The sequence below is a fragment of the Hyphomonadaceae bacterium ML37 genome, from assembly GCA_027627685.1.
Classification (GTDB): domain Bacteria; phylum Pseudomonadota; class Alphaproteobacteria; order Caulobacterales; family Maricaulaceae; genus Oceanicaulis.
Map to the genome: position 1 here is coordinate 2,774,701 of CP091241.1, position 25,333 is coordinate 2,800,033.

The 25,333-nt window shown below is 67.6% G+C and carries 25 protein-coding genes; 15 read left to right on the plus strand and 10 right to left on the minus strand.

All coding sequences use genetic code 11. From position 1 onward, the window contains the following. Nucleotides 1-5: 5 nt before the first annotated feature. The 10 genes from L2D01_13695 to pheT all read left to right on the plus strand — a co-directional run bounded on the left by L2D01_13695 (nucleotide 6) and on the right by pheT (nucleotide 12,154). Entirely contained in the window at nucleotides 6-479 is a 474-nt protein-coding gene (locus L2D01_13695) for a 23S rRNA (pseudouridine(1915)-N(3))-methyltransferase RlmH (GenBank protein ID WBQ09924.1), read from the plus strand. After that, entirely contained in the window at nucleotides 479-1,840 is a 1,362-nt protein-coding gene (locus tag L2D01_13700) for a peptidoglycan DD-metalloendopeptidase family protein (GenBank protein WBQ09925.1), read from the plus strand. Before L2D01_13695 ends, L2D01_13700 begins: the two co-directional genes overlap by 1 nt. A 48-nt stretch (nucleotides 1,841-1,888) precedes the next feature. Continuing rightward, nucleotides 1,889-3,184, plus strand: coding sequence for a S41 family peptidase (locus L2D01_13705; protein ID WBQ09926.1), 1,296 nt, complete (start codon nucleotides 1,889-1,891; stop codon nucleotides 3,182-3,184). A gap of 45 nt (nucleotides 3,185-3,229) precedes the next feature. Further along, complete coding sequence (locus tag L2D01_13710; GenBank protein WBQ09927.1) at nucleotides 3,230-5,047, plus strand: ATP-binding cassette domain-containing protein; 1,818 nt, start codon at nucleotides 3,230-3,232, stop codon at nucleotides 5,045-5,047. 299 nt (nucleotides 5,048-5,346) lie between these two features. Then, nucleotides 5,347-5,811 carry a peptidase S1 gene (locus L2D01_13715; protein WBQ09928.1) on the plus strand — a complete coding sequence of 155 codons (465 nt, stop codon included), beginning with the start codon at nucleotides 5,347-5,349 and terminating at the stop codon, nucleotides 5,809-5,811. Nucleotides 5,812-5,895: 84 nt separating this feature from the next. Beyond that, nucleotides 5,896-7,665, plus strand: coding sequence for a hypothetical protein (locus L2D01_13720; protein WBQ09929.1), 1,770 nt, complete (start codon nucleotides 5,896-5,898; stop codon nucleotides 7,663-7,665). Nucleotides 7,666-7,900: 235 nt separating this feature from the next. Continuing rightward, entirely contained in the window at nucleotides 7,901-8,104 is a 204-nt protein-coding gene (gene rpmI, locus L2D01_13725) for a 50S ribosomal protein L35 (GenBank protein WBQ09930.1), read from the plus strand. A 46-nt stretch (nucleotides 8,105-8,150) separates the two neighbouring features. Continuing rightward, nucleotides 8,151-8,507 carry a 50S ribosomal protein L20 gene (rplT, locus tag L2D01_13730; GenBank protein ID WBQ09931.1) on the plus strand — a complete coding sequence of 119 codons (357 nt, stop codon included), beginning with the start codon at nucleotides 8,151-8,153 and terminating at the stop codon, nucleotides 8,505-8,507. A 155-nt stretch (nucleotides 8,508-8,662) separates the two neighbouring features. Next, a complete protein-coding gene (gene pheS / locus L2D01_13735) occupies nucleotides 8,663-9,745 on the plus strand; it encodes a phenylalanine--tRNA ligase subunit alpha (protein WBQ09932.1) in 1,083 nt (360 codons plus the stop codon). A 21-nt stretch (nucleotides 9,746-9,766) separates the two neighbouring features. Then, nucleotides 9,767-12,154, plus strand: a complete 2,388-nt coding sequence (gene pheT / locus L2D01_13740) for a phenylalanine--tRNA ligase subunit beta (protein ID WBQ09933.1) — start codon at nucleotides 9,767-9,769, stop codon at nucleotides 12,152-12,154. 345 nt (nucleotides 12,155-12,499) lie between these two features. Here pheT and L2D01_13745 read toward each other — a convergent pair whose 3' ends face one another. The 5 genes from L2D01_13745 to L2D01_13765 form a co-directional block, all read right to left on the minus strand. Continuing rightward, entirely contained in the window at nucleotides 12,500-12,922 is a 423-nt protein-coding gene (locus L2D01_13745; protein ID WBQ09934.1) for a hypothetical protein, read from the minus strand. Between the two features lie 334 nt (nucleotides 12,923-13,256). Continuing rightward, nucleotides 13,257-14,219, minus strand: a complete 963-nt coding sequence (locus L2D01_13750; GenBank protein WBQ09935.1) for a DUF4349 domain-containing protein — start codon at nucleotides 14,217-14,219, stop codon at nucleotides 13,257-13,259. Between the two features lie 88 nt (nucleotides 14,220-14,307). Beyond that, a complete protein-coding gene (gene fabB / locus L2D01_13755) occupies nucleotides 14,308-15,522 on the minus strand; it encodes a beta-ketoacyl-ACP synthase I (GenBank protein ID WBQ09936.1) in 1,215 nt (404 codons plus the stop codon). Next, complete coding sequence (fabA, locus tag L2D01_13760; GenBank protein WBQ09937.1) at nucleotides 15,519-16,052, minus strand: 3-hydroxyacyl-[acyl-carrier-protein] dehydratase FabA; 534 nt, start codon at nucleotides 16,050-16,052, stop codon at nucleotides 15,519-15,521. Before fabA ends, fabB begins: the two co-directional genes overlap by 4 nt. A gap of 96 nt (nucleotides 16,053-16,148) precedes the next feature. Next, nucleotides 16,149-16,739 (minus strand): hypothetical protein, encoded by a 591-nt coding sequence (locus L2D01_13765; GenBank protein WBQ09938.1) that lies wholly within the window; start codon nucleotides 16,737-16,739, stop codon nucleotides 16,149-16,151. A 115-nt stretch (nucleotides 16,740-16,854) separates the two neighbouring features. Between L2D01_13765 and L2D01_13770 the strand changes: the two genes are divergently transcribed. The 3 genes from L2D01_13770 (at nucleotide 16,855) to serA (ending at nucleotide 19,290) form a co-directional block, all read left to right on the plus strand. Beyond that, entirely contained in the window at nucleotides 16,855-17,745 is an 891-nt protein-coding gene (locus L2D01_13770; GenBank protein WBQ09939.1) for an MBL fold metallo-hydrolase, read from the plus strand. After that, on the plus strand, nucleotides 17,742-17,963 hold the full coding sequence (locus tag L2D01_13775; protein WBQ09940.1) for a hypothetical protein: 222 nt from the start codon (nucleotides 17,742-17,744) through the stop codon (nucleotides 17,961-17,963). The genes L2D01_13770 and L2D01_13775 overlap by 4 nt, the downstream gene beginning before the upstream one ends. 103 nt (nucleotides 17,964-18,066) lie before the next feature. Then, on the plus strand, nucleotides 18,067-19,290 hold the full coding sequence (gene serA / locus L2D01_13780) for a phosphoglycerate dehydrogenase (protein WBQ09941.1): 1,224 nt from the start codon (nucleotides 18,067-18,069) through the stop codon (nucleotides 19,288-19,290). Nucleotides 19,291-19,348: 58 nt separating this feature from the next. Here the strand turns inward: serA and L2D01_13785 are convergent, their stop codons facing one another. The 3 genes from L2D01_13785 to kdsB are packed head-to-tail and all read right to left on the minus strand — an operon-like array spanning nucleotide 19,349 to nucleotide 21,971. Beyond that, on the minus strand, nucleotides 19,349-20,560 hold the full coding sequence (locus L2D01_13785) for an O-antigen ligase family protein (protein WBQ09942.1): 1,212 nt from the start codon (nucleotides 20,558-20,560) through the stop codon (nucleotides 19,349-19,351). Continuing rightward, on the minus strand, nucleotides 20,557-21,195 hold the full coding sequence (locus L2D01_13790; GenBank protein ID WBQ09943.1) for a histidine phosphatase family protein: 639 nt from the start codon (nucleotides 21,193-21,195) through the stop codon (nucleotides 20,557-20,559). The genes L2D01_13785 and L2D01_13790 overlap by 4 nt, the downstream gene beginning before the upstream one ends. Next, on the minus strand, nucleotides 21,195-21,971 hold the full coding sequence (kdsB, locus tag L2D01_13795) for a 3-deoxy-manno-octulosonate cytidylyltransferase (protein WBQ09944.1): 777 nt from the start codon (nucleotides 21,969-21,971) through the stop codon (nucleotides 21,195-21,197). Before kdsB ends, L2D01_13790 begins: the two co-directional genes overlap by 1 nt. 167 nt (nucleotides 21,972-22,138) lie before the next feature. Between kdsB and L2D01_13800 the strand changes: the two genes are divergently transcribed. Continuing rightward, entirely contained in the window at nucleotides 22,139-22,912 is a 774-nt protein-coding gene (locus tag L2D01_13800; GenBank protein ID WBQ09945.1) for a YebC/PmpR family DNA-binding transcriptional regulator, read from the plus strand. Nucleotides 22,913-22,939: 27 nt separating this feature from the next. Further along, nucleotides 22,940-23,572 (plus strand): (d)CMP kinase, encoded by a 633-nt coding sequence (cmk, locus tag L2D01_13805; protein ID WBQ09946.1) that lies wholly within the window; start codon nucleotides 22,940-22,942, stop codon nucleotides 23,570-23,572. A 35-nt stretch (nucleotides 23,573-23,607) separates the two neighbouring features. Here cmk and L2D01_13810 read toward each other — a convergent pair whose 3' ends face one another. Together L2D01_13810 and thiE are read right to left on the minus strand one after the other, a co-directional pair. After that, a complete protein-coding gene (locus L2D01_13810) occupies nucleotides 23,608-24,747 on the minus strand; it encodes a sel1 repeat family protein (GenBank protein ID WBQ09947.1) in 1,140 nt (379 codons plus the stop codon). Further along, on the minus strand, nucleotides 24,717-25,328 hold the full coding sequence (thiE, locus tag L2D01_13815; GenBank protein ID WBQ09948.1) for a thiamine phosphate synthase: 612 nt from the start codon (nucleotides 25,326-25,328) through the stop codon (nucleotides 24,717-24,719). The genes L2D01_13810 and thiE overlap by 31 nt, the downstream gene beginning before the upstream one ends. Nucleotides 25,329-25,333: the final 5 nt, after the last annotated feature.

Consider the following 25,333-nt stretch of genomic DNA (forward strand, 5'->3'; position numbering starts at 1 on the left):
CGGCGATGCGGGCGGAAATCCGGGCTATAGGCCGGCTGAAAGCCGGTCCTGAACGCGCGATGGTGGATGACTATCTCGCCCGCGCCACCGCAACGGGCCGGCCGAGCGGCCTGGGCCCCTTTACAGACCACGAGATTGATCCGCGCCGCCTGAAAGACAAGGCGGCCGAAACCGCTGCGCTGCTGGACGGGCTGGAGCCTGGAAGCCTGGTGATCGCGCTGGACGAAACCGGCAGGACCATCAGCTCCATGAATTTTGCTGACCGCCTCACCCGCGCCCGCGATGACGGCGTGCGCAGCGCTGCCTTCCTGATCGGCGGCGCGGACGGGCATGAGCGCGCCCTGCTGCCGCCCGGGGTTCAGCTCATCAGCTACGGCACGGCGACCTGGCCCCACAAGCTTGTGCGCGTCATGCTGGCCGAGCAGCTTTATCGCGCTGCTTCGCTGATCGCGGGCGCGCCCTATCACCGGGAGGGATGATGTTCACAGCCCTCATCCTCGCCGCCGCTCTTGGCCAGGCGACGCCCCCGCCTGCCCCTGACCCTGATCAGGTTGAGGCTTTGGACAGCGAAGCTGAAGCCTTGCGCGAAGCGGCCGAAGCGCGCCGCCTGGATGCGGAAGCCGCCAGAGCCGAGATCGCCCTTTTGCAACGCCGCCTGGCCGCTGCGGGTGAGGAGGTGCGCGCCCGCGAAGGCGAAGCCGAAGCCGCAGTGCGCACGCTGGAATCGCTGGAAGCAGAGCGCGCCGAGCTGGGCCGGCGCCTTGCCGAAGATCGCGGCGGGCTCGCGCGGGTGTTGGCCGCGCTGCAACGCATCGCCATGGCCGATCCGCCCGCTCTGGCTGTCACGCCGGACGACGCGGCTGAAGCCGCACGCGCCGCTGGGCTGCTGGCGGCGCTGGCGCCTCAGCTGGAAGCGCGCGCCACGGCGGTGCGCACGCGCCTGGCCGAGATTGACACCCTGGAGCAGCGGCTGTCCGCCCAGGCCGAGACCGTGGGCGAGGCGCGCGAGGCCTTGTCGTTGACCCGCGCCGAGGTGGACGCCCTGATCGCCCGGCGCCGCGACGCCGAGCGCCGCCTGCGGGCCGAAGCCGATGATCTGTCGGCGCAGGCGGCCCGCATCGCACGTGAAGCCGGGTCGCTGCGCGATCTGCTGGCCGATATCCGCCGCTTCGCCGCCGCCGAACCGCGCCTGGCGCCCAGGCTCGAACCCGATCCACCAGCTGTGCCGGACCCGTCCAGCGTGGCCGAGGTCATCCCCTCGCCTCGTCTGCGCCCGGACCCGGCCCTGACGCCAACCGACCCGCCGGAAAATGATGACGCCGATCTCAGTGCACTGCTGGCGGAGGCGGAATCGGCGGTGCGCAGCGGGGCCGCGGCTGAAAGCGGCGGTCTTGTCGACGCCCGCCCGCTGGCCGGCCCGATCGAGACATTGAGACTGGCGGACGCGCGCGGCGCCCTGCGGCCGCCGGTCAATGGCCGCCTCGCCATCCGCGCGGGCCAGCCGGGCCCGGACGGGGTGCGGCGCGACGGCATCTGGTTCGAGGCTCCGGCGCGCGCCACGGTCACGGCGCCGTTTGACGGGATCACCGTCTATGCCGGTCCCTTCCAGGGGTTTGACGGCGTGGTGATGATCAACACGCCCGACGGCTACACGATTGTGTTAGGCGGGCTTGCATTGATCTACGCTACGGAGGGACAGTCCCTTCTGACAGGCGAGCCGGTCGGACTCATGAGCGAGCGTGTCAATCCGGCGCCGATGCTCTATCTTGAGATACGGCGCAGCACCGACGACGCTGTAGACCCTGAACAATGGCTGCGGCCCGAATTTCGCAGGGGCTGAGCCTCTGACGTGAACCGCGCCTGACGACGCCGAGCAAGGATGACCCGCATGCGCCTTCTGATCATCGCTTCCGCCGTATTGTTCGGCATCGGGGCGGCCACGCTGGGCATGTCGCAGGAGACGCCCGACCAGCAGCGCGCCGAGACCTTCCGGCAGCTGGAACTGTTTGGTGATGTGCTCAGCCGGGTCGAATCCGACTTCGTGGTCGAAACCGACAAGGCGGCGCTGATTGAGGCGGCCATCAACGGCATGCTGGGTTCGCTGGACCCCCATTCGCGCTACCTGCCGCCCGAAGCCTTCCAAGAGATGCAGACCACGACGCGCGGCGAATATTTCGGCATCGGCATCGAGGTGACCTTCCGCAATGATCTGGTGACCATCGTGTCACCCATGGCCGGCACGCCCGGCGAAGCAGCGGGGCTGGAGGCCAATGACGTGATCTTGGCCGTGGACGGCGAGAACATGGTGGGCGCGGGCATGGACGCCGCCGTGGACCGCATTCGCGGACCCGCCGGCGAGCCGGTCACCCTGACCATTGGCCGTGAAGGCCAGGAGCCTTTCGAGGTCACGGTCGTGCGCGCCGCCGTCGAAGTGCGCTCGGTGATCTATAATATGGACGAGGACCTGCCTTACCTGCGCATCACCACGTTCAACGAGAACACCACCGAGCGCGTAGTCGCCGCGCTGCGCGACATGACGACGGCCCAGGGCGGTCCGCTGCCCGGCCTGATCCTGGACGTGCGCTCCAATCCCGGCGGCTTGCTGGAACAATCGGTGTCGGTCTCCGGCCTGTTCCTCGACCGCGGCGAAGTGGTGTCCACGCGCGGGCGCGATCCGCGCGACACGCGCCGCTATAACGCAGAGGCTGGCGATATGCTGGCCGGGGCGCCCATCGTGGTGCTCACCAATGCGGGCTCCGCCAGCGCCTCGGAAATCGTGGCTGGTGCGTTGCAGGATCGCCAGCGCGCCACAATCATCGGCCTGCCGAGCTTCGGCAAAGGCTCCATGCAAACTGTGGTGCCGCTGCGCGGCGGCCGGGACGGCGCCCTGCGTCTGACCACGGCGCGCTACTACACCCCCGCCGGGCGCTCCATCCAGGGTCAGGGCGTGATTCCGGATATTCTGGTCGCGCCGCGCCAGATCACGCCGGAGACGCGCATCCTGTCGGGTGAGGCTGACCTGCGCAATGCGCTGGCCAACGAGGTTGAAGAGACCGAAGCGCCCTTCGAATACGAGGATATCCGCCAGCCGCCCGAAGACTGGGAGACCGGTGAAGATTTCCAGCTGCACATGGCCCGCGAGGAATTGCGCACGCGGATGGCCCGGCGCGAGGCGCGTCTGTAGCGCGCCCCTTGCCGGGGCGGGCGCGCGCCTGCATAGACCTGCGCCATGGCTGCTCCTCCCCTTCTGACCCTCGCGGGCATCCGGCTGACGTTTGGCGCGACGCCCCTGTTGACCGGGGCCGACATGATTGTCGGCGCCGGTGAACGCATCGGGCTGGTCGGACGCAATGGATCAGGCAAGTCGTCCTTCCTGAAAATCGCCGCCGGCCTGATCGAAGCGGACGGGGGCGACCGCTTCGTCCATCCCGGATCCACCCTGCGCTATCTGCCCCAGGAACCCGATCTGGGCGGGCATGACAGCGTCATTTCCTATATCCGCGCCGGGCTGACCGATGGCGATGACGCCTACCGGGCCGACTATCTGTGCGAACATCTCAGCCTTGATCCGGAAGCGGCGCCGGCCAGCCTGTCAGGCGGCGAGGCGCGGCGCGCGGCGCTGGCGCGCTGCCTGGCGCCTCAACCGGATATCCTCCTTCTGGATGAGCCGACCAACCATCTGGACCTCCCAGCGATCGAATGGCTGGAAGGCGAGCTGAAAAGCTGGCGCGGCGCGCTGGTGCTGATCAGTCACGACCGCCGCTTTCTGGAGACGCTGACGCGTGCGGTCGTCTGGATTGATCGCGGCGTGACCCGCCGCTTGGACAAGGGATTCGCCCATTTCGAGGCCTGGCGCGACGAGGTGTTTGCAGCCGAGGAGGCCGAACGCCACAAGTTGTCGCGCCAGATCGCCCGTGAAGAGCACTGGATGCGCTATGGCGTCACCGCCCGGCGCACGCGCAACATGCGCCGCGTGGGCGAGTTCCAGGCCATGAAGGCGCAGCTCAAGGCTTGGCGCGGACCCCAGGGCGCGGCGTCCATGGCGCTCAGCGATGCCGAACGGTCGGGTAAGCTGGTGATCGAGGCTGAAGGCCTCACAAAACGGTTTGAAGACCGCGTCATCGCGGAAAACCTGTCTTTGCGCATCGCGCGCGGCGACCGGCTGGCCCTGATCGGACCCAACGGGGCGGGCAAGACCACGCTGATCCGGATGCTGACCGGCCAGATGGCGCCGGACACAGGTCAGGTGCGCCTGGGCGCCAATCTGGATATCGCCGCGCTGGACCAGAGCCGCGCCGCCCTGCAGCCCGAATGGACCGTCACCGAGGCCATCGCCCCCGGCGGCGGCGAGCGCGTCGAGGTGGGCGGCGTCTCCAAGCACGTGGCCGCCTATATGAAAGACTTCCTGTTCCAGCCCGAACAGGCGCGCACGCCCGTGCGGGCGCTGTCCGGCGGCGAGCGGGCCCGGCTGATGCTGGCGCGCGCGCTCGCGCTGCCGTCCAATCTTCTGGTGCTGGACGAGCCGACCAATGATCTCGACCTGGAAACGCTGGACCTGCTGGAAGAGCTCATCCAGGACTATGCCGGCACGGTGATCCTCGTCAGCCACGACCGCGATTTCATCGATCGCACCGCCACCGCGACGCTGGCCTATGAAAGCGACGGCGTCTGGCGCCTGTTCGCCGGGGGCTATTCAGACATGGCCTCCCAGCGCGGCGAAGGCGTCACCGCCCGCGCGGCCGCGAACCTGGTCACTTCACGCGACGCCCCCGCCCAGACCAGCGCCCGGACCAAGCCCCAGAACCGCGCCAAGATGTCGTTCAAGGACAAGCATGCGCTGGAATCCCTGCCGGTCGAGATCGAAACCCTGACCGGGCGCATCACCGCTCTGGAGACCGAACTGGCCGATGCCGACCTGTTCACCCGCGACCACGCCCGCTTCCAGGCCGCCAGCGCAGAGCTGGAGCGCCTCTCCAAGAAGAAGGCGGAGAAAGAAAACCGGTGGCTGGAGCTGGAGCTGCTGCGCGAGGAGATCGAAGGCGCCTAGGTGTCCGCCTCCCGGCATCGTGATTTGAGTAGCGCCCCCTTCGAAATCCGGCTAAAGTATTGATCGAGCTTTAAGCTTTGGAGTCCGATCTCGCCTGAATGGCGCCACAGGCGCACGCCATGCGAGAGAGTTGAGGGTCCCGATTGGCGCAAGTCTCCGGCGTTCATGTCCGGTACAGCCTGCGTTCATGAAGCTCGCGTGACCTGCCGACCTCCAATGGAGCGGCAGTGAATCACCGTCGCCGGCAATTCGCCCCGGCTGGCGGGGGGGGAATGGCGGGGCTTAAAGGGACTAATTCAATGATTCGCACTCTCATGACTGCGGCCTTCGCCGCAACCGCTCTGGCTGGCGTCGCGTCCGCGCAGAACTTCTCGCTCAATCCGACCTATGGCACCGTTGCGCTGTCTGGCGGGTTCACGCCCGATCCGTATGTGATCAATGTTCAGTCGGGCGGCGGGATCGCCGCGAGCAATATCTCGTCCAGCTGCGCCGGCTTCATCGCTGACGCGCCGGACGTGCGCCTGCAGTTCTCGGCTGGCAGCCTGCCGCTGATCCTCTCCACCAGCTCCTCGGCTGACACCACGCTGGTGATCAATGGTCCGGACGGCTCGTGGTACTGCAATGATGATGGCGGCCAGGGCTTCAACGCCTCGATCCGCTTCAACAACCCGCAATCGGGCCAGTACGACATCTGGATCGGAACCTATGGCACCGCGTCGCTGCAGCCGGCTCAGCTCTTCATCTCCGAGCTGACCAGCCGCTAAGGCCAATGAACGGCCCCGCCCTCCCGGGCGGGGCCGCTTTGCTTTGTTCCCCCGTCATCCCGACGCGCCGCCAAGGAGACGCTCATGCGTACTCGCAACCTCATTCTGTCCACCTGTCTGGCGCCCCTGTGCGCGCTGGGACTGTCCGCACCTTCGCTGGCGCAATCCTTCACCGGCGCGCCCGTCTATGGCGAACTGGACTACACGCCCGGCGCCGAGCCGGTCAGCCTGCGCATCCGCGCCGCCGGGGCCATCCCGGCCGAGCGCCTGTCGCCGGACTGCTGGGGCTATATTTCCGAACAGCCCTCCGTCGCGGTTGTCCTGCGCAGCCGCGGAAATGTCCGCTTTGCGGCCGCCAGCGACACCGACACGACCATGATCGTGCGTGCGCCTGACGGAACGATCTCGTGTGACGACGACGGCGCCGGCTCCTTCAATCCCGGCGTCGCCATCGATAACGCCGCGTCTGGCCGCTATGATGTATGGCTGGGCAGTTTCTCACCGGGCGTGGGCTATCCCGACGCCGTGGTGCACGTGGCCACCGATGCCTTCATAACCCTCAACCCCTACAGCACCGCCCCGTCTGCGGACGCGGCGCCGCTGCAGACGCTCAGCCTGCGCGCGGGCTTCCGCAATGATCCGCGGCGCATCAACGTGATGGCCGGCGGTGATGGCGACATGGCCGTGCTCGACTGGTCCTGTGTGGGCCAGTCCAGCCAGGGAGCAGCCGTGGCTCTGGACTATGAGGCGGGCGACCTGCCGCTTTATATCTTCATGCGTTCGGAAAATGACGGCACGCTCGCCGTGCGCGCCCCGGACGGGACCTTCCATTGCAATGACGACCAGATCGAACTCAACCCGGGCGTCGCGTTCAGCGAGCCGGAGAGCGGGCGGTACCTGATCTGGACCGGCCTGCTCAGCGCGTCCCGGCCGGCTGAGTCCGCTTCGCTGGTAATCTCAGAGCTGGGCTTTGACGGGGTGGACAACCGCCTCGACGTGGCCGGACGTCCGCGCCATGGCGAACGCCGCCTGACGGGCGGCTTCCTGCCCGATCCGGTTTCGGTCCAACTGACCGCCGGTGGACCGGTGGATCTGGGCATGGGCACCACCGGCGGCGTGGTCGCTGACGGCTGGTGTGTCGGCAGTGCAACGCGCGAGCCGAGCTTCCGCCTTCGCTTTGACGAGCCGATGGGGCCGCTCTTCATCTCGCTGACGTCCGACGCCGACACCACGCTGGCGGTCAATTCGCCTGACGGCGCCTGGTATTGCAATGACGATGCGATCGGGCTCGATCCCGTCGTGCGATTCAGCGACGCTGAAGCAGGCGTCTATGACATCTATGCCGGCACGTTCGGCAGCGAGACCGCCCCGGCCACGCTGTATATTTCGGAAATTGGCGGCGGCGCTGACCCGATGGCGGGCCAGGTCGATATCAATGCCGAGCCACTGTTCGGCGCGGTGACCCTGGCCGCCGGCTTCCTGCCCGACCCGCATGATCTGGATGTCGAGGCGGGCGGCTCAATCGTCGCCAGCGACGCCGGGTTCTCGGGCGATGAGCTGTGGTGCGCGGGCCATATCACCCGCGAACCGACCGCCAATCTGTTCTGGGACGGTCAGGACGGCCCGCTCTATATCTGGGCCGAGAGCGAGGTGGACACGACCATCGCGATCAACCTGCCCGACGGCAGTTGGGCGTGTAACGATGACGGCGCGGGCAATCTGAACCCGGGTCTGGCGTTCGATGAAGCCCTGTCGGGCCGCTACGACATCTATGTCGGCACCTACCGGTCTGACAATGCAGGCACGCCGGCGCGCGTGAGGATCTCCGAGATCACCCCGAGCTGGGCGAACTAGGCGTCCTGAAACGTCATATGCAGGCATGGGGCGCGTCCGGGACATCCCGGGCGCGCCTTTTGCTTTCATCCATGCCAGAATGACGTCTGCGGATGCGCGCTGGCCCTTGCGTTTTGGGCGCGCGCGCGTATAACCGCCGCTTCGTAAAAACAGGCCTACCCGGCCCAATCGACATGCCGGGCGGCCGCCGACCGCGATCAGCGCCAGCGCTCGATCGCCACTCAAGGAGAGCAAAATGTCGAAGATGAAGACCAAAAGCGGCGCCAAAAAGCGCTTCAAGGTCACGGCCACAGGCAAGATCCTGGCCGCTCAGTCTGGCAAGCGCCACGGCATGATCAAGCGGACCCCGAAACAGATCCGCCAGAAACGCGGCACCGTCGCCCTCTCGGCGCCGGACGCGAAGATCGTCAAGCGTTCCTACTTCCCGTACAGCCGCTAACGCGGCCGGGACCCACCAGATTTAGCGACGTTCAGGAGATCATCCCATGTCCCGCGTTTCCACCGGTCCGGCGCGTCTCGCCCGGAGAAAAAAAGTTCTTGAGCAGGCGAAAGGCTTTTACGGCCGCCGCAAGAACACCATCCGCATCGCCCGTCAGGCCGTCGAAAAGGCCGGCCAGTACGCCTATCGCGACCGCCGCGCCAAGAAGCGCGTGTTCCGCGCACTCTGGATCCAGCGCATCAATGCGGCGGCCCGTCTTAACGGCCTGACCTATGCCAGCTTCATCAACGGCCTGAACAAGGCCGGCATCGAGCTGGACCGCAAAGTGCTGTCCGACATCGCCATCCACGAGCCCGAAGCCTTTGCGTCGCTGGCCGAGCAGGCCAAGCAGGCGCTGGCGTAAGAGCTCACCGCTCTCACACCGTCTCGACAGCGCCCGCCTGGCCCCGCCAGGCGGGCGTTTGCGTTAGACCGCCGCCAATCGCACAAACCGGGCGCCCCTGATCACGAAAACACGCTAGACACCGCGCCAGACCTGAAACGGACACCGCCGGAATCATGAGCCAGACAGCAGACCTTGAAACGCTGGAAGCGCGCTTCACCGCCGACATCGCCGCCGCCGCCGATCTCAAGGCGCTGGACGACATCCGTGTCGCAGCCTTGGGCAAGAAGAGCGAGGTGTCGCTGAAAATGCGCGAGCTGGGCGGTATGAGCCCGGACGAGCGTCAGGTGATGGGCCCGGCCCTCAACGGCCTGCGCGACCGGCTCAGCGCCGCCATTGATGCGCGCAAGCAAGCCCTTGAAGACGAAGCGCTCAATGCCGCTCTCGCCTCTGAGCGCGTGGACGTGACCTTGCCTGCCCGGCGCGAGCCGCAGGGCGGTCTGCACCCGGTGGCGCAGGTGATGGAAGAGCTGGCGGCGATCTTTGCCGATATGGGCTTTGCGGTGGCTGAAGGGCCGGACGTGGAGGATGATTTTCATAACTTCACGGCCCTGAACTTCCCCGCCGGTCACCCGGCGCGCGACATGCACGACACGTTTTTCATGTCCACTGACGAGAGCGGCGTGGCGAAGCTTTTGCGCACCCATACCTCGCCAGTGCAGATCCGCACGCTCATGAAAGACAAGCCCCCGATCCGCATCATCGCGCCGGGCCGGGTGTATCGCTGTGACTGGGACCAGACCCACACGCCCATGTTCCATCAGGTCGAGGGCCTGGTGATCGACCGGGAGACCCATATGGGTCACCTCAAGGGCTGCCTTCTCGATTTCCTCGCGGCGTTTTTCGAGACCGATCAGGTGGAGGCGCGCCTGCGCCCGCATCACTTCCCCTTCACCGAGCCGAGCGCGGAGATGGATGTGCGCTATGAGCGCGTGGGCGACGCGGTGAAGGTGGGCTCGGGCGATAAATGGATGGAGATATTGGGCTGCGGCATGGTGCATCCCAATGTCATTCGCGCCTGTGGCCTCGATCCGGACGAGTATCAGGGCTTCGCCTTCGGCATGGGGGTGGATCGCCTAGCCATGCTGAAATACGGCATGCCGGATCTGCGCCCCTTCTTCGAACCGGATTCGCGCTGGCTGGCCCATTACGGCTTCAGCCCGCTCCTGCAGGCAAACCTCGCCACCGGCCTCAGCTAAGCGTTTCAGGACACTGGACCCATGAAATTCACCCTTTCCTGGCTGAAACGCCATCTCGACACGGACCTCTCCATCCTGGCCCTGACCGACGCCATGACCATGGCGGGGCTGGAGATCGAGCATGTCGAGGATCCGGCGGCGCGCCTTGCCCCCTTCACCACCGCGCGCGTGATCGCCGCCGAGCCGCATCCCGACGCCGACAAGCTGCGGGTCTGCCGCGTCGAGACCAAGGAAGGCGAGAAGCAGATCGTGTGCGGCGCCCCCAATGCCCGCGCCGGGATGACCGCGATCTACGCCCCGCTGGGCGCCTATATCCCCGGTCTCAATTTCGCGCTGGACCCCAAGCCGCGCAAGATTCGCGGCGTGGAAAGCCATGGCATGCTGTGCTCCACCAAGGAGCTGGAAGCAGGCGAGGACCATGACGGCATCGCGGACCTGACCGGCGATTGGCCGGTGGGCACGCCCGCGGCGGAGGCCCTCGGCCTCAATGATCCGGTGATTGATTTCGAGGTGACGCCCAACCGCCCCGACTGGCTGGGCGTGCACGGCATTGCGCGCGATCTCGCCGCCTCGGGCGCCGGGACCTTCAAGGACGCGCCGGTGGAGATCGTGGCGGGGCTCTTCCCCTGCCCGGTGACCATCGAAACCGACTGGCCGGAGGCCTGCCCGGTCTTCGCCGGACGGGTGATCAAGGGCGTCAAAAACGGCCCCTCGCCCGACTGGCTGCAGCTCTGGCTGAAGGCGGTGGGCCTGCGCCCGATCAATCTCCTGGTCGATGTGACCAATTTCGTGTCCTACGACCGCGCCCGCCCGCTGCACGTCTATGACCTCTCCAAGATCGGCAAGGTGATCCGCGCCCGGCGCGGCGCCGGCGAGGCCGACCGGTTCGAGGCGCTGGACGGGCGCGAGTATGATCCCGCATCCCATCACTGCGTGATCGCCGATGATGAGCGCTGCCTGGGCCTGGGTGGCGTCATGGGCGGGGCGCATTCAGGCTGCACCGGCGACACGAAAGACGTGTTCATCGAGAGCGCCTGGTTTGATCCGGCCATCACCCGCGTCGCGGGGCGCGAGACCGGCATCGACAGCGACGCCAAATACCGCTTCGAGCGCGGGGTGGACCCTGAAAGCGTCATGGACGGGCTGGAGCTCGCCACGGCGCTGATCCTCGAATATGGCGGCGGCGAGCCCAGCGAAGTGCGCGTGGCGGGCAAGGCGCCCGCCCGCCTGCCGGCCATCGAGCTCGATATCGCGCGGGTCAAGAAACTGCTGGGTCTGGACCTGCCGCCCCAGCGGATTGAGGCCATCCTCACCGCGCTGGGCTTCAAGGTGACGCGCGGGCCGGTGTGGACCGTCGCGCCCCCCAGCTGGCGGCGCGATTGCCGCGAGGCGGCTGACCTGATTGAGGAAATCGCGCGCATCGAAGGCTATGACAAGCTGCCCGCGACGCGCCTGTCCCGCCCCGAAGGCCGGCTTGAAGCGCCCGCCACGCCCCTGCAGAACCGCGTGCGCGCGGCGCGCCGGGCTGTGGCCCAGCGTGGCTATCAGGAAGCGGTCACCTGGTCCTTCTGCCACCACGCGCAAGCCGCCCTGTTCGGCGGCGCCGGGCCGGGCCTGCGGCTTGCCAATCCGATCAGTTCGGAACTGGACGTGATGCGCCCCAGCGCGCTGATCCACCTCATCACGGCGCTGGAAGCCAATGCGCGCCGGGGCCTGCCCGACCCGCGCTTCTTCGAGGCCGGACCCGTCTATCTCAATGACCAGCCCGATGGCCAGCGCACGGTCGTCGCGGCGGCCCGCCGGGTGATCGCCTCCCGCGACTGGCGCGGCGGCGATGCGCCGGACGTGTTCGATATCAAAGCTGATGTCCTGGCCGCGCTCGCCGCCGCCGAAGCGCCGGTGGACAATCTGCAGATCACGGCCGATGCGCGCGACTGGTGGCATCCGGGACGGTCGGGCGTTCTGCGTTTGGGGCGCAATATCATCGCCGAGTTCGGCGAGATTCACCCGCGCGTCCTCAAAGCCCTCGATATTGAGGGCCGCGTCGTCGCGTTCGAGATCGTGCTGGACGCGATCCCGGCGGCGCGCAAGAAGGCGCTGAAAGCCCGCCCGGCGCTGGCCTTGTCAGACCTGATGCCCGTGCGGCGCGATTTCGCCTTCCTGGCGCCGGACAGCCTCAGCGCAGGCGACCTCCTGCGCGCTGTGCACGGCGCGGACAAGGCGCTGATCGCCGACGCCGCGCTATTCGACCGCTATGCCGGTCAGGGCGTGCCCGAGGGTCATGTGAGCCTGGCCGTTGAGGTGACGCTCCAGCCGTCTGACAAGACGCTCACCGACGCCGAAATCGACGCGGCCTCCAAAGCGATCATCGCGGCGGCGGAGAAAGCGGGCGCGCGGCTGCGGAGCTAGGACGCAATCCGGAAAATCGGCGCCGGTTTTCGGGCAAATTCGCGCCTGATCAAAAACTCAGAGCGTACGGCGATTTTAAATCCATACGCTGATCGCAGCGGCGGCGCACACCGATTGGGGCAGAACAGCCGGGGTCAGCACGTCGAGCAATCAGAGCGCCACGGCATGCAGCACGCCTGCCGTCACGAGCCCGGCGACCCGGCGCCGCACATGCGCCCTCCACAAAGCGGCGCACAGGCGTCTGCGAGCAGGGCGTCTATGAAAGGCGGAGGCGCAAGCGCCGCAGTCACGCCCCAAGAGATGAACGACGCGCCAACATGCTTCAAATGAATGGGCGCTGAAACATCAGCTGGCCGCCTCGGGCTGATTGGATTTCGAGCGGCGCACGATCCAGAAAAACACAAGGGTTCCCGCCCAGCTGAAAACCAGGATGGCGAGGATCAGAAGCTGCACGCCAAGCAGTGGCGCCGCGCCGCCGGCACGCAGCGGTCCCAGCCAGTCCAGCGCCGGGAAAGACGCGCCCGAGGCGGCGAGATGGGTCTGCAGCGCGAAGAAGTCGCTGAAGGAGAAAAAGACCCCTATACCGATTGCGAAGGCGCCCAGGGTGAACAGCAATAGGAAGCTGATCGCCACGGCGCGCGTCATGCGGCGGGCGAGGAACCAGCTGGCGGTCAGGCCCGCGAAAACCAGCGTCATGTAGTTGGCGAACACGACATTGGACGCGTTCAGGAACTCAACGAACAAGATTGCATATTCAAATTCACTCATGGCCCGCCCCCTCACTCCAGGCCGACGTTAGCCGGGCCGGTTCGCCATGGCGAGGGATATTGGGCTGAATCGACATTCAGCGGACCCAAAGCAGAGTAGCTGCAATCTGCAGAAGGCCGAGGAAGCAAACTGCGCGCCGGTCGGGGCGCGTGGCGATACAGCGGACGTGCCTGAGCTTGTTGAAGCAGCGCTCGACGGTGATTCTCGCCTTCCGGGCCTCGAATGCGTAAGCGATCGCGCGTGTTCGGATTCGATTGCGCGGGATCACCGCCTCGGCCCCCATGTCCGCCACGAGCGCCCTGATTGCGTTGGAATCTTCAGCCCGTTCGACCAGCTAGCCCGTCTCCCCCGCCCTGCGGGCGCGGCGGCGCTCCAGCCCTTTGCGCACCCAGCGCCGGATCAGCCAGGCGCCGGGGATGATCAGCACCAGCCAGGGCAGCAGCGCCGCCAGGAAGCTGATCAGCGCAGCCACCGACTCGGCGAAGGTCCGGCTCATGGATTCGATGGCCTCGCTCACAGGCTCAAAGTTGGAGGCCGAGGCCGGGGTCAGCTGGGGGTGATAGGCCACGCTCAGTTCTGACATGGACACGCGCAGGCGCAGGGCCGCGATCACGCTCTCGCGCGCTTCAATGTCCGACTGGACCCGGGCCAGCTCGCGCTCCACCTGGATCAGCTCTTCCAGCCGCGCCTCGCGCTGCTCCAGCATGGCCTGCAGCCGGTCGCGCAGGGCGATGCGGGCGCGCAGGCGCGCCTCGCCGTCCACGATCTGGGTGGTCAGGTCCTCCACGCCGGTCTGCTCGGAAATCACTGTGCCGCCCGCGCCCTCCAGCTCGGCGGCCAGCCCCTCGCGGAAGCGCGCAATCCAGGCCGGCGCGGCGCGCAGGCGCAGATTGGCGCGGGCATTCTCCGTTCCGGCATTCTGGGTGGAGGCGTGAACCACCTGGCACTGACCCAGCCCCGCCGCCTCGCACGTCGCCACATGGGCGCCGTGCAGACCGGCCAGGCCCTCGCCGGGCAGACGCACCGAGTAGTCATAGCGATACGCCAGATAGGATTCCGGATCGCCGGCCTCAGCCGGCGCCTGTGACGCGCCGCCGCCCGACTCCATCGCCTGCTCGGCCATAGCGGGCGGCGGCGGCGCGGCGGCCATGCGCGCGCCGGCGGTCGTTACCGAAGACCGCGCATCGAACTCGCCAATAACTTGCCTGTCCGAGCCGGCGCCGCCGCCCTCCGAACACCCGGCCAGAAGCGCGCCCGCCATCACGCCCGCCAGCGCTGTCCATACAATACGTGTCATATCCCGCTCCCTGTCCCGTTGAGAGCGTCATGGTGCACCTGACATTGCGGCCAGAAAAGGGGTGGATTTTGACGCCGGATTGAAGCGCCTAATCCGGCCGTCCCATGATCAGCGTGCCGTTGGTGCCGCCAAAGCCGAAGGAGTTGGACAGGATGGTGTTGAGCTCGGCCTGTTGGGTTTTGGTCACGATGGGCAGGTCAGCGAGCTCCGGGTCCACGTTGTCCACATTGATCGAAGGCGCGATGAAGCCGTGCTTCATCATCAGGAGGCAGTAGATCGCCTCCTGCACGCCTGCGGCGCCCAGAGAGTGACCGGACATGGACTTGGTGCCTGACAGGGCCGGGATGGTCTGGCCGAACACCGCGCGGAGGGCTTCGGCTTCCTTGATGTCTCCCACCGGCGTGGAGGTGGCGTGGGGGTTGATATAGTCGATCTGGCGGCCCTTGGCCTCAGCCAGCGCCATGCGCATGCAGCGCGCCGCGCCCTCGCCCGAGGGCTGGACCATGTCATGGCCGTCCGACGTGGCGCCATAGCCGAGCACTTCAGCCCAGATCGTCGCGCCGCGCGCCTTGGCCCGCTCATAGTCTTCCAGCACCACGATGCCGGCCCCGCCGGCGATGACGAAGCCGTCGCGGTCCTTGTCAAACGCGCGCGAGGCTTTCTGCGGCGTGTCGTTATAGTTCGAGCTCATGGCGCCCATGGCGTCGAACAGGTTGGAGAGTGCCCAGTGCAGCTCCTCGCCGCCGCCGGCGAACATGACGTCCTGCTTGCCGAACTGGATCTGTTCGGCCGCCGCGCCGATGCAATGCAGCGAGGTCGTGCAGGCCGAGCTGATGGAATAGTTCAGCCCCTTGATCTTGAACGGGGTGGCGAGCGTGGCCGAGCCGGTGGAGCACATCGCCTTGGGCACGGCGAACGGCCCGATGCGGCGCGGGCCCTTGTCGCGGGTGACGTCCGCGGCCGCCACGATGGCTTCCACGCTGGGCCCGCCCGTGCCGACAATCAGCCCGGTGCGCTCTTGGGACACCTCTTCGGGGCTCAGGCCCGCATCGGCGATGGCCTGTTCCATGGCCATATAGGCCCAGCCGGCGCCGTCGCCCATGAAGCGCCAGGCGCGCTTGTCCACATGGTCGGCCGGATTGGCTTTCGGGCGCGCATGCACCTGGCATTTGAAGTTCAGCTCGGCGTATTCGGGCGCGGCGCCGACGCCGCAGCGTCCGGCTTTGAGCGAAGCGGCGACCTCGTCAGCATTGTCGCCGATGGAGGATACGATACCGATGCCGGTGACGACGACACGTCTCATTGAGAGCCTCCGCTATTGAGGTCTTCGGGGCGGAACAGGCCGACCCGCAAATCCTTCGCCACATAAATCAGCTGACCGTCCGCCTCAACACGCCCGTCGGCGATGCCCAGCACGAGCTTGCGGTTGATGACGCGCTTCAGGTCGATGATGTAACGCACATCCCTGACCTTCGGAGGCACCTGGCCTGTGAATTTCACCTCGCCCACGCCCAGCGCCCGGCCCTTGCCCGGCGCGCCGGTCCAGCCGAGATAAAATCCCACCAGCTGCCACATGGCGTCCAGCCCCAGGCAGCCCGGCATGACCGGGTCGCCCTGGAAGTGGCAGTCGAAGAACCAAAGGTCCGGCTTCACATCGAGCTCGGCGATAACCTCGCCCTTGTTATAGGAGCCGCCCTCTGCGGCGATGCGGGTGATGCGGTCGAACATCAGCATGGGCGGCAGGGGCAGCTGGGCATTGCCCGGCCCGAATAGCTCCCCGCGCCCGCAGGCGATCAGGGCGTCATAGTCATAGCTGTTGCTTTGAGCGGTCATGGGTCCTCTGGGCCGGCCGGGACATGACAATCCCGGCGACGGTCTGCTCTGGCGGCGGGCAGGGCGAGGCCCATGCGCGGCGCGGGACTGATATGATCAGCGGGCCGGCCCGTCGGGCGCTGTCGCGTCGCGGGCGGCCAGCGCCGCTGGCTCCGGAAGCGAGCGGTAGCACGGGTCCTGCGCGCCCTCAAGCGCGCCACTGGCGCCGGCCTCATCGGCATAGACGCCCCAGAAGGCTCCGGCCTCAGCCCAGCCGCGCCGCCCGCCAGCGCTCATCCGGCACCAGCCGGCCCGGCATCTTTCAAGGGACAAGATGGCGCCCGGCTCGATGCGCGCGATCAGATTGGCGTCCGCGTCGGCCCGGGCGCGCAGATCGGTTCCGATGCGGGCGATCACTGAGCGCCGCCCGGTAAGCAGGGCGTGATGCATCCACACCTGCGCCCCGTCCGGGTCCTCCACCCGGCGCCAGAGCGGGGTCTCGGCCACGATCAGCACCGGCAGGCCGGCGCGGCGGTAGCGCCACTGCGCAGGATGCTGGAGCGACGGGCCGGTGCGCCCGATGGCGTCATCGCCTTTCAGCGTCACGAAGCGCGGCGTCGCCAGCCCGGAAAACGTGTCGCAGTCCTGCGCCAGCGCGGGCACAGCAAGACTGGCGGCGATGAGGATGGCGAGACCGGTGCGAAGCATGGCTCAAAGCTGCGCGCACACGGTGAAGGCCAGGTTAAGGCGCTGAGATACTGGACGCCGCCAGGCTTCCCCTTCATGGTTGGAGGACCGCCGATCCTGCCAAGGAGTTCACGTCATGATCCTGCGCGCATTGTCCGCCACCGCCGTCCTGTGCCTCGCCCCTGCCGCCCTGGCCCAGGATGGCCCGGCAGTGGAGACCACCGATCTGGGACACGGCGTCTACATGCTTTCCACCGGTATGGCGGGCAATGTGGCGGTTAGCGTCGGCGAGGACGGGGTGTGGATGATCGACACCCAGATGGCGCCCATCGCGCCGGCTCTGGATGAGGCGCAGAAGGCCGTTTCGGACGGCGGCGAGGTGCGGCTGGTGCTCAACACGCACCTGCATGGCGATCACGTGTTGGGTAATGCCTATTTTGCTGAACGCGGCGCCCTGATCATGGCCCACACCAGCGTGCGCGCGCGGCTTCAGTCGCCCTCACCCAATGCGGTGACCGGCAGCACGCCCGAGCCGCTGTCCGGTGGCTTCCTGCCTGTGATCGGCATTCCGGGCGAGAGCGAGATCATTCTGAACGGCCTGACGGCGCGCATCCAATACGCCCCGGACGCCCATACCGACGGCGATCTGTGGGTCCATTTCGTCGAGGCCGACATCATCCATGCAGGCGATTTGCTGTTCTCAGGGATGTTTCCCTTCATTGATCTGGACAATGGCGGCGATGTGGACGGCATGATCGCGGGCATGCAGGCCATCGCCGACGCCGCCGGTCCGGACACGCAAATCATTCCCGGCCATGGCCCGCTATCCACCCGCGCGGACGTGCTGGCGAGCATCGACATGCTCACCGCGGCGCGTGACGCGGTGGGTGAACTGGCCGCCCAGGGCCTGACCCAGCAAGAGGTGATGGCCGCCGCGCCGCTGGCGCCGTTCCACGAAGAGTGGAACTGGCGCTTCATCACCACCGAGCGCATGACCGCCACACTGTACCGGGACGCTACGCGATGAGCAAACCGCGCCCCCGCTGGCTGCCGCCGGCCAACGTCATCAGCATGATCGTGTCGCTGGCCGTGATCATCGGCCTGATCATGTGGCTGGTGCTGGGCGGCTGGCTGCAGGGTTTTATCGCCGGGATCATCTTCGCGGCGGCCTTCTGGTTCGTGGTGGTGTTCGCCCCGCGCCGGGCCGCGCCCAAAAAGCGCCGCAGCGGCGGCGGCAGACGCTAGCGCGCCGTATGCCGCAGCGGTTTCAGGGCGGCTTGCAATTGTATGGGCGGGCGCCATTGTGTGCAGCGCAACACGCCCCCAGCCCCCGACGCGGATTCGCCCCATGACCCAGCCCGCCTTTGACGCTCTTCTGGTCGAAAACGTCCATCCCGACGCTGACAGCGCGCTGACCCAGTATGGGCCGGTGGCGATCCGCCGGGTGGCCGGATCGCCTTCGCCCGAGGCGCTGCGCAGCGAGATCGCCCGCGCCCAGGTGCTGGGCATACGATCGCGCACCCAGGTGGACGCGGCGCTTCTGGACGCCGCGCCGGAGCTATTGGCGGTGGGCTGCTTCTGCATCGGCACCAACCAGGTCGATCTCGCCGCCGCCGCCTCGCGCGGCGTCCCGGTGTTCAACGCCCCCTTCGCCAACACCCGCTCGGTGGCCGAGCTGACCATGGCCAGCGTCATCATGCTGATGCGCCGCGTGCCGGAGAAGATGAGCGCCATCGAACGCGGCGAATGGCTGAAAAGCGCCGACGGCTGCAACGAGGTGCGCAAGAAGAAGCTCGGCATTATCGGTTACGGCAATATCGGCGCCCAGCTGTCGGTGATCGCCTCGGCGCTGGGCATGCACGTGTATTTCTATGACATCGAGCCCAAGCTCGCCCACGGCAATGCCCGGCCCATGGAGAGCCTGGACGCGCTGATCGCGGAGTGCGATGTGGTCACGGTCCACGTGCCGTCCACGGCGCGCACACGCAATCTGATGAATGCTGAACGCATCAAGGCGATGAAGCCGGGATCCTTCCTGATCAATCAGGCGCGCGGCGATCTGGTGGATGTCGATGCATTGGCTGAGGCCTTGCGCTCGGGCCATCTGGCGGGCGCAGCGGTGGACGTGTTCCCGGTGGAGCCCAAAAGCAAGGACGAGCGGTTCGAGAGCCCGCTGATCGGCTGCCCCAATGTTATTTTGACCCCGCATATCGGCGGCTCGACGCTGGAAGCCCAGGCCGCGATCGGCATGGACGCGGCCACCAAGCTCGCGCGCTTCATGTTTGAGGGCGCCACGTCCCAGGCGGTAAACTTTCCCGAAGTGGATCCCGGCCCGTTGCAGCCAGGCCGCGTACGCATCCTGGCGCCGCACCTCAACCGGCCCGGCTATCTGCGCAAGCTCAACAACATGGCCGAAGACGCCGGCGCCAACGTCGCCGCGCAATTCCTGCAGACCGACGGCGAGCTTGGCTATGCGGTCGCCGATCTGGAAGGCGAACTGCCGGACGATTTCCTGGACCGGATTCGCGCCATTGACGGCACGATCCGCGCCCGGGCGATCCGGGCGCGCTGAAGCGACGGCTTACACCACAAAAATTGTTTTGTGGTGTAGCGCTGGGTCAGGCTGGCGTTCAGCCCCGCGCGCGCAGCAAGATGAAGGCTGAGCCGAGTGCAAAGGCCAGGGCGCCGTGGTGCCATTCCTGCCAGACGCCATAGCCCAGCATCACGCTGATCATCCAGACCGACCCGGCGAAGGCGAGACCGGCGCTCAACGGGCCGCCCAGCGCGGCCCGCCCGGCGCTGCGCGCCAGCGCCAGCAGCGTTCCGGCCGCAAGCATGGCGCCCACCGCCCCGGTCTCCATCCAGATATGCAGGCCGGCGTTGTGGGCGTGGATTGGCATGCGCTCGATCTCCACGCCGCGCAGCAAGATCGTTTCAGACAGCGTCCGCCCGGCGTCGAGGCCCTGGCCCAGCAGGGGCGCCTCCGCGATCCGCTCCAGCGCGAAACCCCAGATCTCGAGGCGCCAGTGCCATGAGAGCGGCAGGCGCTCGGCCACACTGTCGGGGAGAAACGCAACGAGCGCGCCAATGATCAGCGGCGAGATCAGCACAGCAATCGCCGCTCCGGTCAGGATCACCTGCAGCGTCATGCGCGGCCAGCGCAGGGCGAACGCCATGGCGCCCAGCCCGCCAACCAGCGCCAGAATGTTCGCCTCGACGCCGAAGCCGGACGCCGCGATGGCGCTGGCGGCCAGAAGACACAGCGCAGCGGCGCGGTGCAGATAGCCGCCTTTCAGCCAGAACCAGAGTCCGGCCGGGCCGGCCAGCATGATGAAGGCGGTGGCGCCGCGCGACAGGCGCCGCGTGGCGATCCCCAGTGCGCCTTCGGGATCGGTCAGGTCATGGAGCCAGTCCTGGAACGCCACGGCGATGGGCAGGCCGGCCAGCGCTTCAATGGCGAAGAACACCCCGAGCGCCAGCGCGCCTGCCAGAAGCAATGGCCGCGCGAAGCGCGCTTCGTCCTCGCCCATGCGCACGCCCGCATAGACGGCCGCCACATAGAGCGGGGTCAGCAGGGCGAGCTTGTAGACCTCATCCGCTCGCGGATGCGCCGACCAGGCATGCGTGATGCAGAACCAGGCGATGGCCGCCGCGCCCAGAGCCAGCGGCAAAGGCGCGGCGCGCGCGGCCCGCCAGCCCGGGACCGCCAGAAAGGGCAGGGTGAGCAAGCCGATGAACCCCACCGACGATGACAGGCCAAGCCCGCCCGCCCCGGTCAGGAATATGCTGAGCGCGGCGAACACCAGGAACACGCCCAGCCGGTAGCGCGCCGCGAAGGTCATGATTCGAAACCGGTACGGGCCACTTCGGGCGGGAAATTCCACAGTTCAAGGCGCCAGACCCCGTCGATCAGGCGCGCCGAGCCCATATGGCCGGTCTTCACCTTGGCGCCTTCCGGCGGCGCGCCGGCGCCTGCGATCAGGCGGTGAAAATAGCGCAAGATCCCATTGGAACTGATCAGGAGCACATCGCCGCGCGGGTCTTGGGCGATAGCGCCGAGTACGGCGTGCGCATTGGATTCAATCGTCTGCGGATCCGGCGACCAGCCCGCGCCATTCGGGACCACGCTGCGCTCGCGCCACGCCTCGATGGCGCTGTCGCCCCATTGTGCGGCGATGTCCGCATCGCTGCGCCCGCCCCAGACGCCGTAGTCGATTTCTTTCAGACGGTCATCGATCTCAATCTCGCCAGGAAAGCCGCACGCTTGCGCCGCCAGCGCTGCACCATGGCGCGTGCGCTTCAGGGGACCTGCGACGATCCGGGCCGGTGCGATGCCGGCCGATTTGAGCGCCGCGCCGATGGCGCGCGACTGCTCTTCACCCCTGGCGGTCAGCGGCAAATCCTCGCGCGCGCCGACCCAGACCGGCGTCTCGCCCGCCTCGAACGTATTGCCATGCCGGGCGAGGATCAGCCGCATCACACGATCTCGCCTTCAGCCGCGATGATCTGCGCGGCGATTTCGGCGTCGCGCGGCGAATCCACCGACCAGGGCGTGCGCCCGCGATAATCGGTGAGCACCACCCGGATCGGAATCCCGTTCTCCAGCGCGCGCAGCTGTTCCAGACTCTCGGCCAGCTCCAGCGGGCCCGGCTCCAGCGCCACCAGCCGCTCCAGCGCCGCGAAGCGGTAGGCGTAGAGCCCGATATGCTTGTAGATGCGCGCCGCCTCGCGGTCGCGGCGGAAGGGTATGATCGTCTTGGAGAAATACAGCGCGTTCATGGCGTGATCGAACACCACGCTGGTGCCCCCCACCTCGCCGCGCGCCTTGGCCTCGGCGAGCTTTTCATAAGCCGTATCTGTCAGCGCCACAGCGGGGGTGGCCAGCTGCAGCGCGGGATCGGCCGCCATGGCGCCTGCGGCGGCCTCGATCACCCAGGGCGGGGTGAGCGGCGCATCGCCCTGAAGATTGACGATCACGTCATCCGGCCTGGCGAAGCTCTTTACCGCCTCAAAGCATCGTTCGGTGCCGTTGCGGCAGGCCTCGGGCGTCATCACCGCCTCGCCGCCGAACCCGCGAACGGCGTCGGCGATACGCTCATCATCCGTGGCGACCAGCACCCGGTCCACTGAGGCGGCGGAGGCAGCCAGCCGCCGCACCCGCTCCACCATCGGCACGCCCGCAATCGCGTGCAGCGGCTTGCCGGGAAAACGGGTGGAGCCATAGCGGGCAGGAATGACGGCGATCACGGACATGGGTGGAGCCTCGCGGACGAAACAGGCGCTTACGTCCTTGCCACGAACCATGCCGCCCCGCCAAGGGCGCCGCCCCCTTTGCCGGACGCGCGGGGATGGGTTAGAAGGCGCGTCTCGCGTCCGGGCCCGGCCCCGGCGCGCCAGACATTTTGCTGCGGAGACATCTCATGGCCGGCCATTCCAAATGGGCCAATATCCAGCACCGCAAGGGCCGCCAGGACAAGGCCCGCGCCAAGCTGTTCACCAAGCTGTCCAAGGAAATCACCATCGCCTCGAAAATGGGCGGGCCGGACCCGGACATGAACCCGCGCCTGCGTCTGGCTGTGGCCAACGCCAAGGGCCAGTCCATGCCCAAGGACAATATCGAGCGGGCGATCAAGAAGGGCCAGGGCGGTGACGTCGAGGAGTATTTCGAGATCCGCTATGAGGGCTTCGGCCCCGGCGGCATCGGCCTGATTGTCGAAGCGGCCACCGACAACCGCAATCGCGCGGCTTCGGAAGTGCGCTCGGCGTTCTCGCGCAATGGCGGCAATCTGGGCGAAACCGGCTCGGTTTCCTTCATGTTCGACCAGTTCGGCGAAATCCGCTTCCCGGCCTCGGTGGCCGGCGAGGACGCCATGCTGGAAGCCGCCATCGAGGCCGGCGCCGAGGACGTGACCCAGGAAGACGTGAGCGACGATGACGGCGAGCCGGCGCGCGAGCACCTCATCCTGTGCGCCCGCGAGGATCTGGCCGAAGTATCCGCCGCCCTGCAGGCCAATTTCGGCGAAGCCAAATCGGCCAATATCATCTGGAAACCGCAAAACCTCATCGAGGTGGATGGCGAGAAGGCCGCCACCTTGATGAAGCTCATGGAAGCGCTGGAAGATCTCGACGATGTGAGCGAGGTGTTCGCCAATTTCGACATTTCCGACGACGAAATGGACAAGCTCGCCTCCTGACCGGTCCCCGGGGAGGGGCTTCACGTCATGATCATCGCCGTCGACGGCCCGTTGGCGTCAGGCAAAGGCACTCTTGCCCGCGCTCTGGCGGCCCATTTCGCCCTGCCCCATCTGGACACAGGCACGCTCTACCGCGCCGTGGCCGTGGCCGTGACCGATTCCGGCGCCCAGCCTGAAGACGCGGACGCCGCCGAGGCCGCCGCGCGCGCGCTGGACATCGACGCCATTGACGAGACCCGCATCCGCACCGCCGGGGCCGGCGTCAGCGCCAGCATCGTTGCAGCCCACCCCGGCGTGCGCGCGGCCCTGGTCGCGCTGCAGCGTGAGTTCGCCGGCCAGACCGGCGGCGCGGTGCTGGACGGTCGCGATATCGGCACGGTGATCGCGCCTCATGCCGATGTAAAACTCTTCGTCACCGCCAGCGCCGATGTGCGCGCGGGCCGTCGCCATGCCGAGCTGGTCAATCGCGGCGAGCAGATCGGCTTTGACCAGGTGCTCGACCAGCTGCGCCAGCGCGATGCCCGCGACGCCAGCCGCGCCGACGCGCCGATGATGAAAGCGGACGATGCCGTCGAGCTGGACACCAGCGAGCTCAACCAGGGCGAAGCTATCCGCGCGGCGATCGCGATTGTGGAGGGACGGCGGGGCACTGGCCGCTGAATGAGCGCGTGTGGCGCACTCAGACCCTCCAGCCTCTAACGCGACTCAATCCCCGCAGCGGCGAGGCGGGCGGCGCGATTGAGGCGCTCGGTCTCTTCCGGACCCAGCGCCCGCGCCAGCGCCGCTTCCAGCTGCGTCCGGTCGGGGTCATCAGCCATCTCGCCGTCACGGGTGATCCCGGCGCGCACCGCCCAGACATAGGCGTCTTCCAGATCGCGCGCGGTTCCGTCGCCGACAGCCAGCGCATAGGCGTAGAGAAACTGGCTTTCGGGATCGCCGCGCTGTGCGCCTTGCTGCGCCCAATGGGCGGCGTTGACCGGATCGGCGGCCATGCCCGGCGCGCCCTGAAACAGCAAGAGCGCATACTGGCCCATGGCCGGGACCAGGCCGGATTCTGCCGCCACGCGCACCAGCTGGGCGCCGCGCTCGGGATCGGGGTCGGCGCCCTCGCCGGCCAGATGCATGGTGCCGGCCATCAGCGCGCCGTATGGCACGCCCGCCTCGCCCGCCCGCTCATACCATTGGCGCGCCTGGGTCAGGTCGCGCGGACCGTGCGGCCATTCACCCAGCGCATAGGCATAGTCGGCATAGGATTCCGTGCGCCCACTCTCGGCCGCCAGGCGCAGCCAGTCCAGTGCGGTGGAGGCTGCGCCGGGATCGGTTCGCTCCATCAGATAGAGGCCGAACTCATGGGCGGCGCGGCCATCGCCGGCTTCCGCAGCGCGGGAGAAATATTCGCGCGCCTGCCACGGGTCGAGGCCCGCGCGGCCGGCTTCAGCCAGGCGCGCCAGGATGATCAGCGCATCGGGCTCGTTCAGGTCCGCCGCCCGGCGCAGCCAGCGCACAGCCGCCGCCTCATCCGCCTCGCCGCTGAGCCCGTGCAACAGGATATGGCCCGCCAGCGTCGCGCCGCGCGGCTCGCCGCCCGCCGCCGCCCGCTCGGCATGCAGCAGCGCCATGTCGTAGTCACCGGTCATGTAAGCGCCCGACGCACTGGCCATGGCGTCATTGGAGAGCGAACGCCCCTCCACAGGCTCGGCGCTGCGGTCACGCCCGATCACGTCTGAAAGCCCGGGCGGCAAGGCCGGCGCCTCATCGCCCCGCGCACCGGGGGCGGCGGCGCAGGCGAGGCCTGCGGCCAGGATCAGTCCAGCAATTTTGAGAAAGCCGCGCATGCGTGTTCAGGTCCTTTCGGGTGCGACCACACTCCGGCGCACACAGCGATGTAATCGGCGCCGGCCTCGATCACCGGAGCGGCGTTGTCAGGCGTGATGCCCCCAATGGCGACGCAAGGCAGTTCAAACAGCTCGCGCCACCAGCTGATCAGCTCCAAAGGTGCGGATGTCTTGGGCGTTTTCGTGGCGGTGGGAAAGACCGAGCCGAAGGCGACATAGTCCGCCCCGCGTTCGCCCGCGACCATGGCCAGATGGCGGCTGTCGTGACAGGTGACGCCCACCAGTCCCTTGGGTCCCATGGCGGCGCGCGCCTGCGCGTAGCTGGCGTCCTCCTGCCCCACATGCACCCCGTCACAGCCCAGCTCGGCGGCCAGCGCCGGATCATCATTGAGGATCACCGTGACACCACGCGCCCGCGCCGCGGCGATCAGGCCGGGGGCCAGCGCGCGGATATCGCCCGGCTCATGATCCTTCAGCCGGATCTGCAACGCCGCGACGCGTCCGGCGTCCAGCGTCCGCGTCAGCAGGGCTTCAAAGCGCGCGTCAATGCGCGGCGGAGTGAGAAGGTAAAGCTCGCTCATGGATC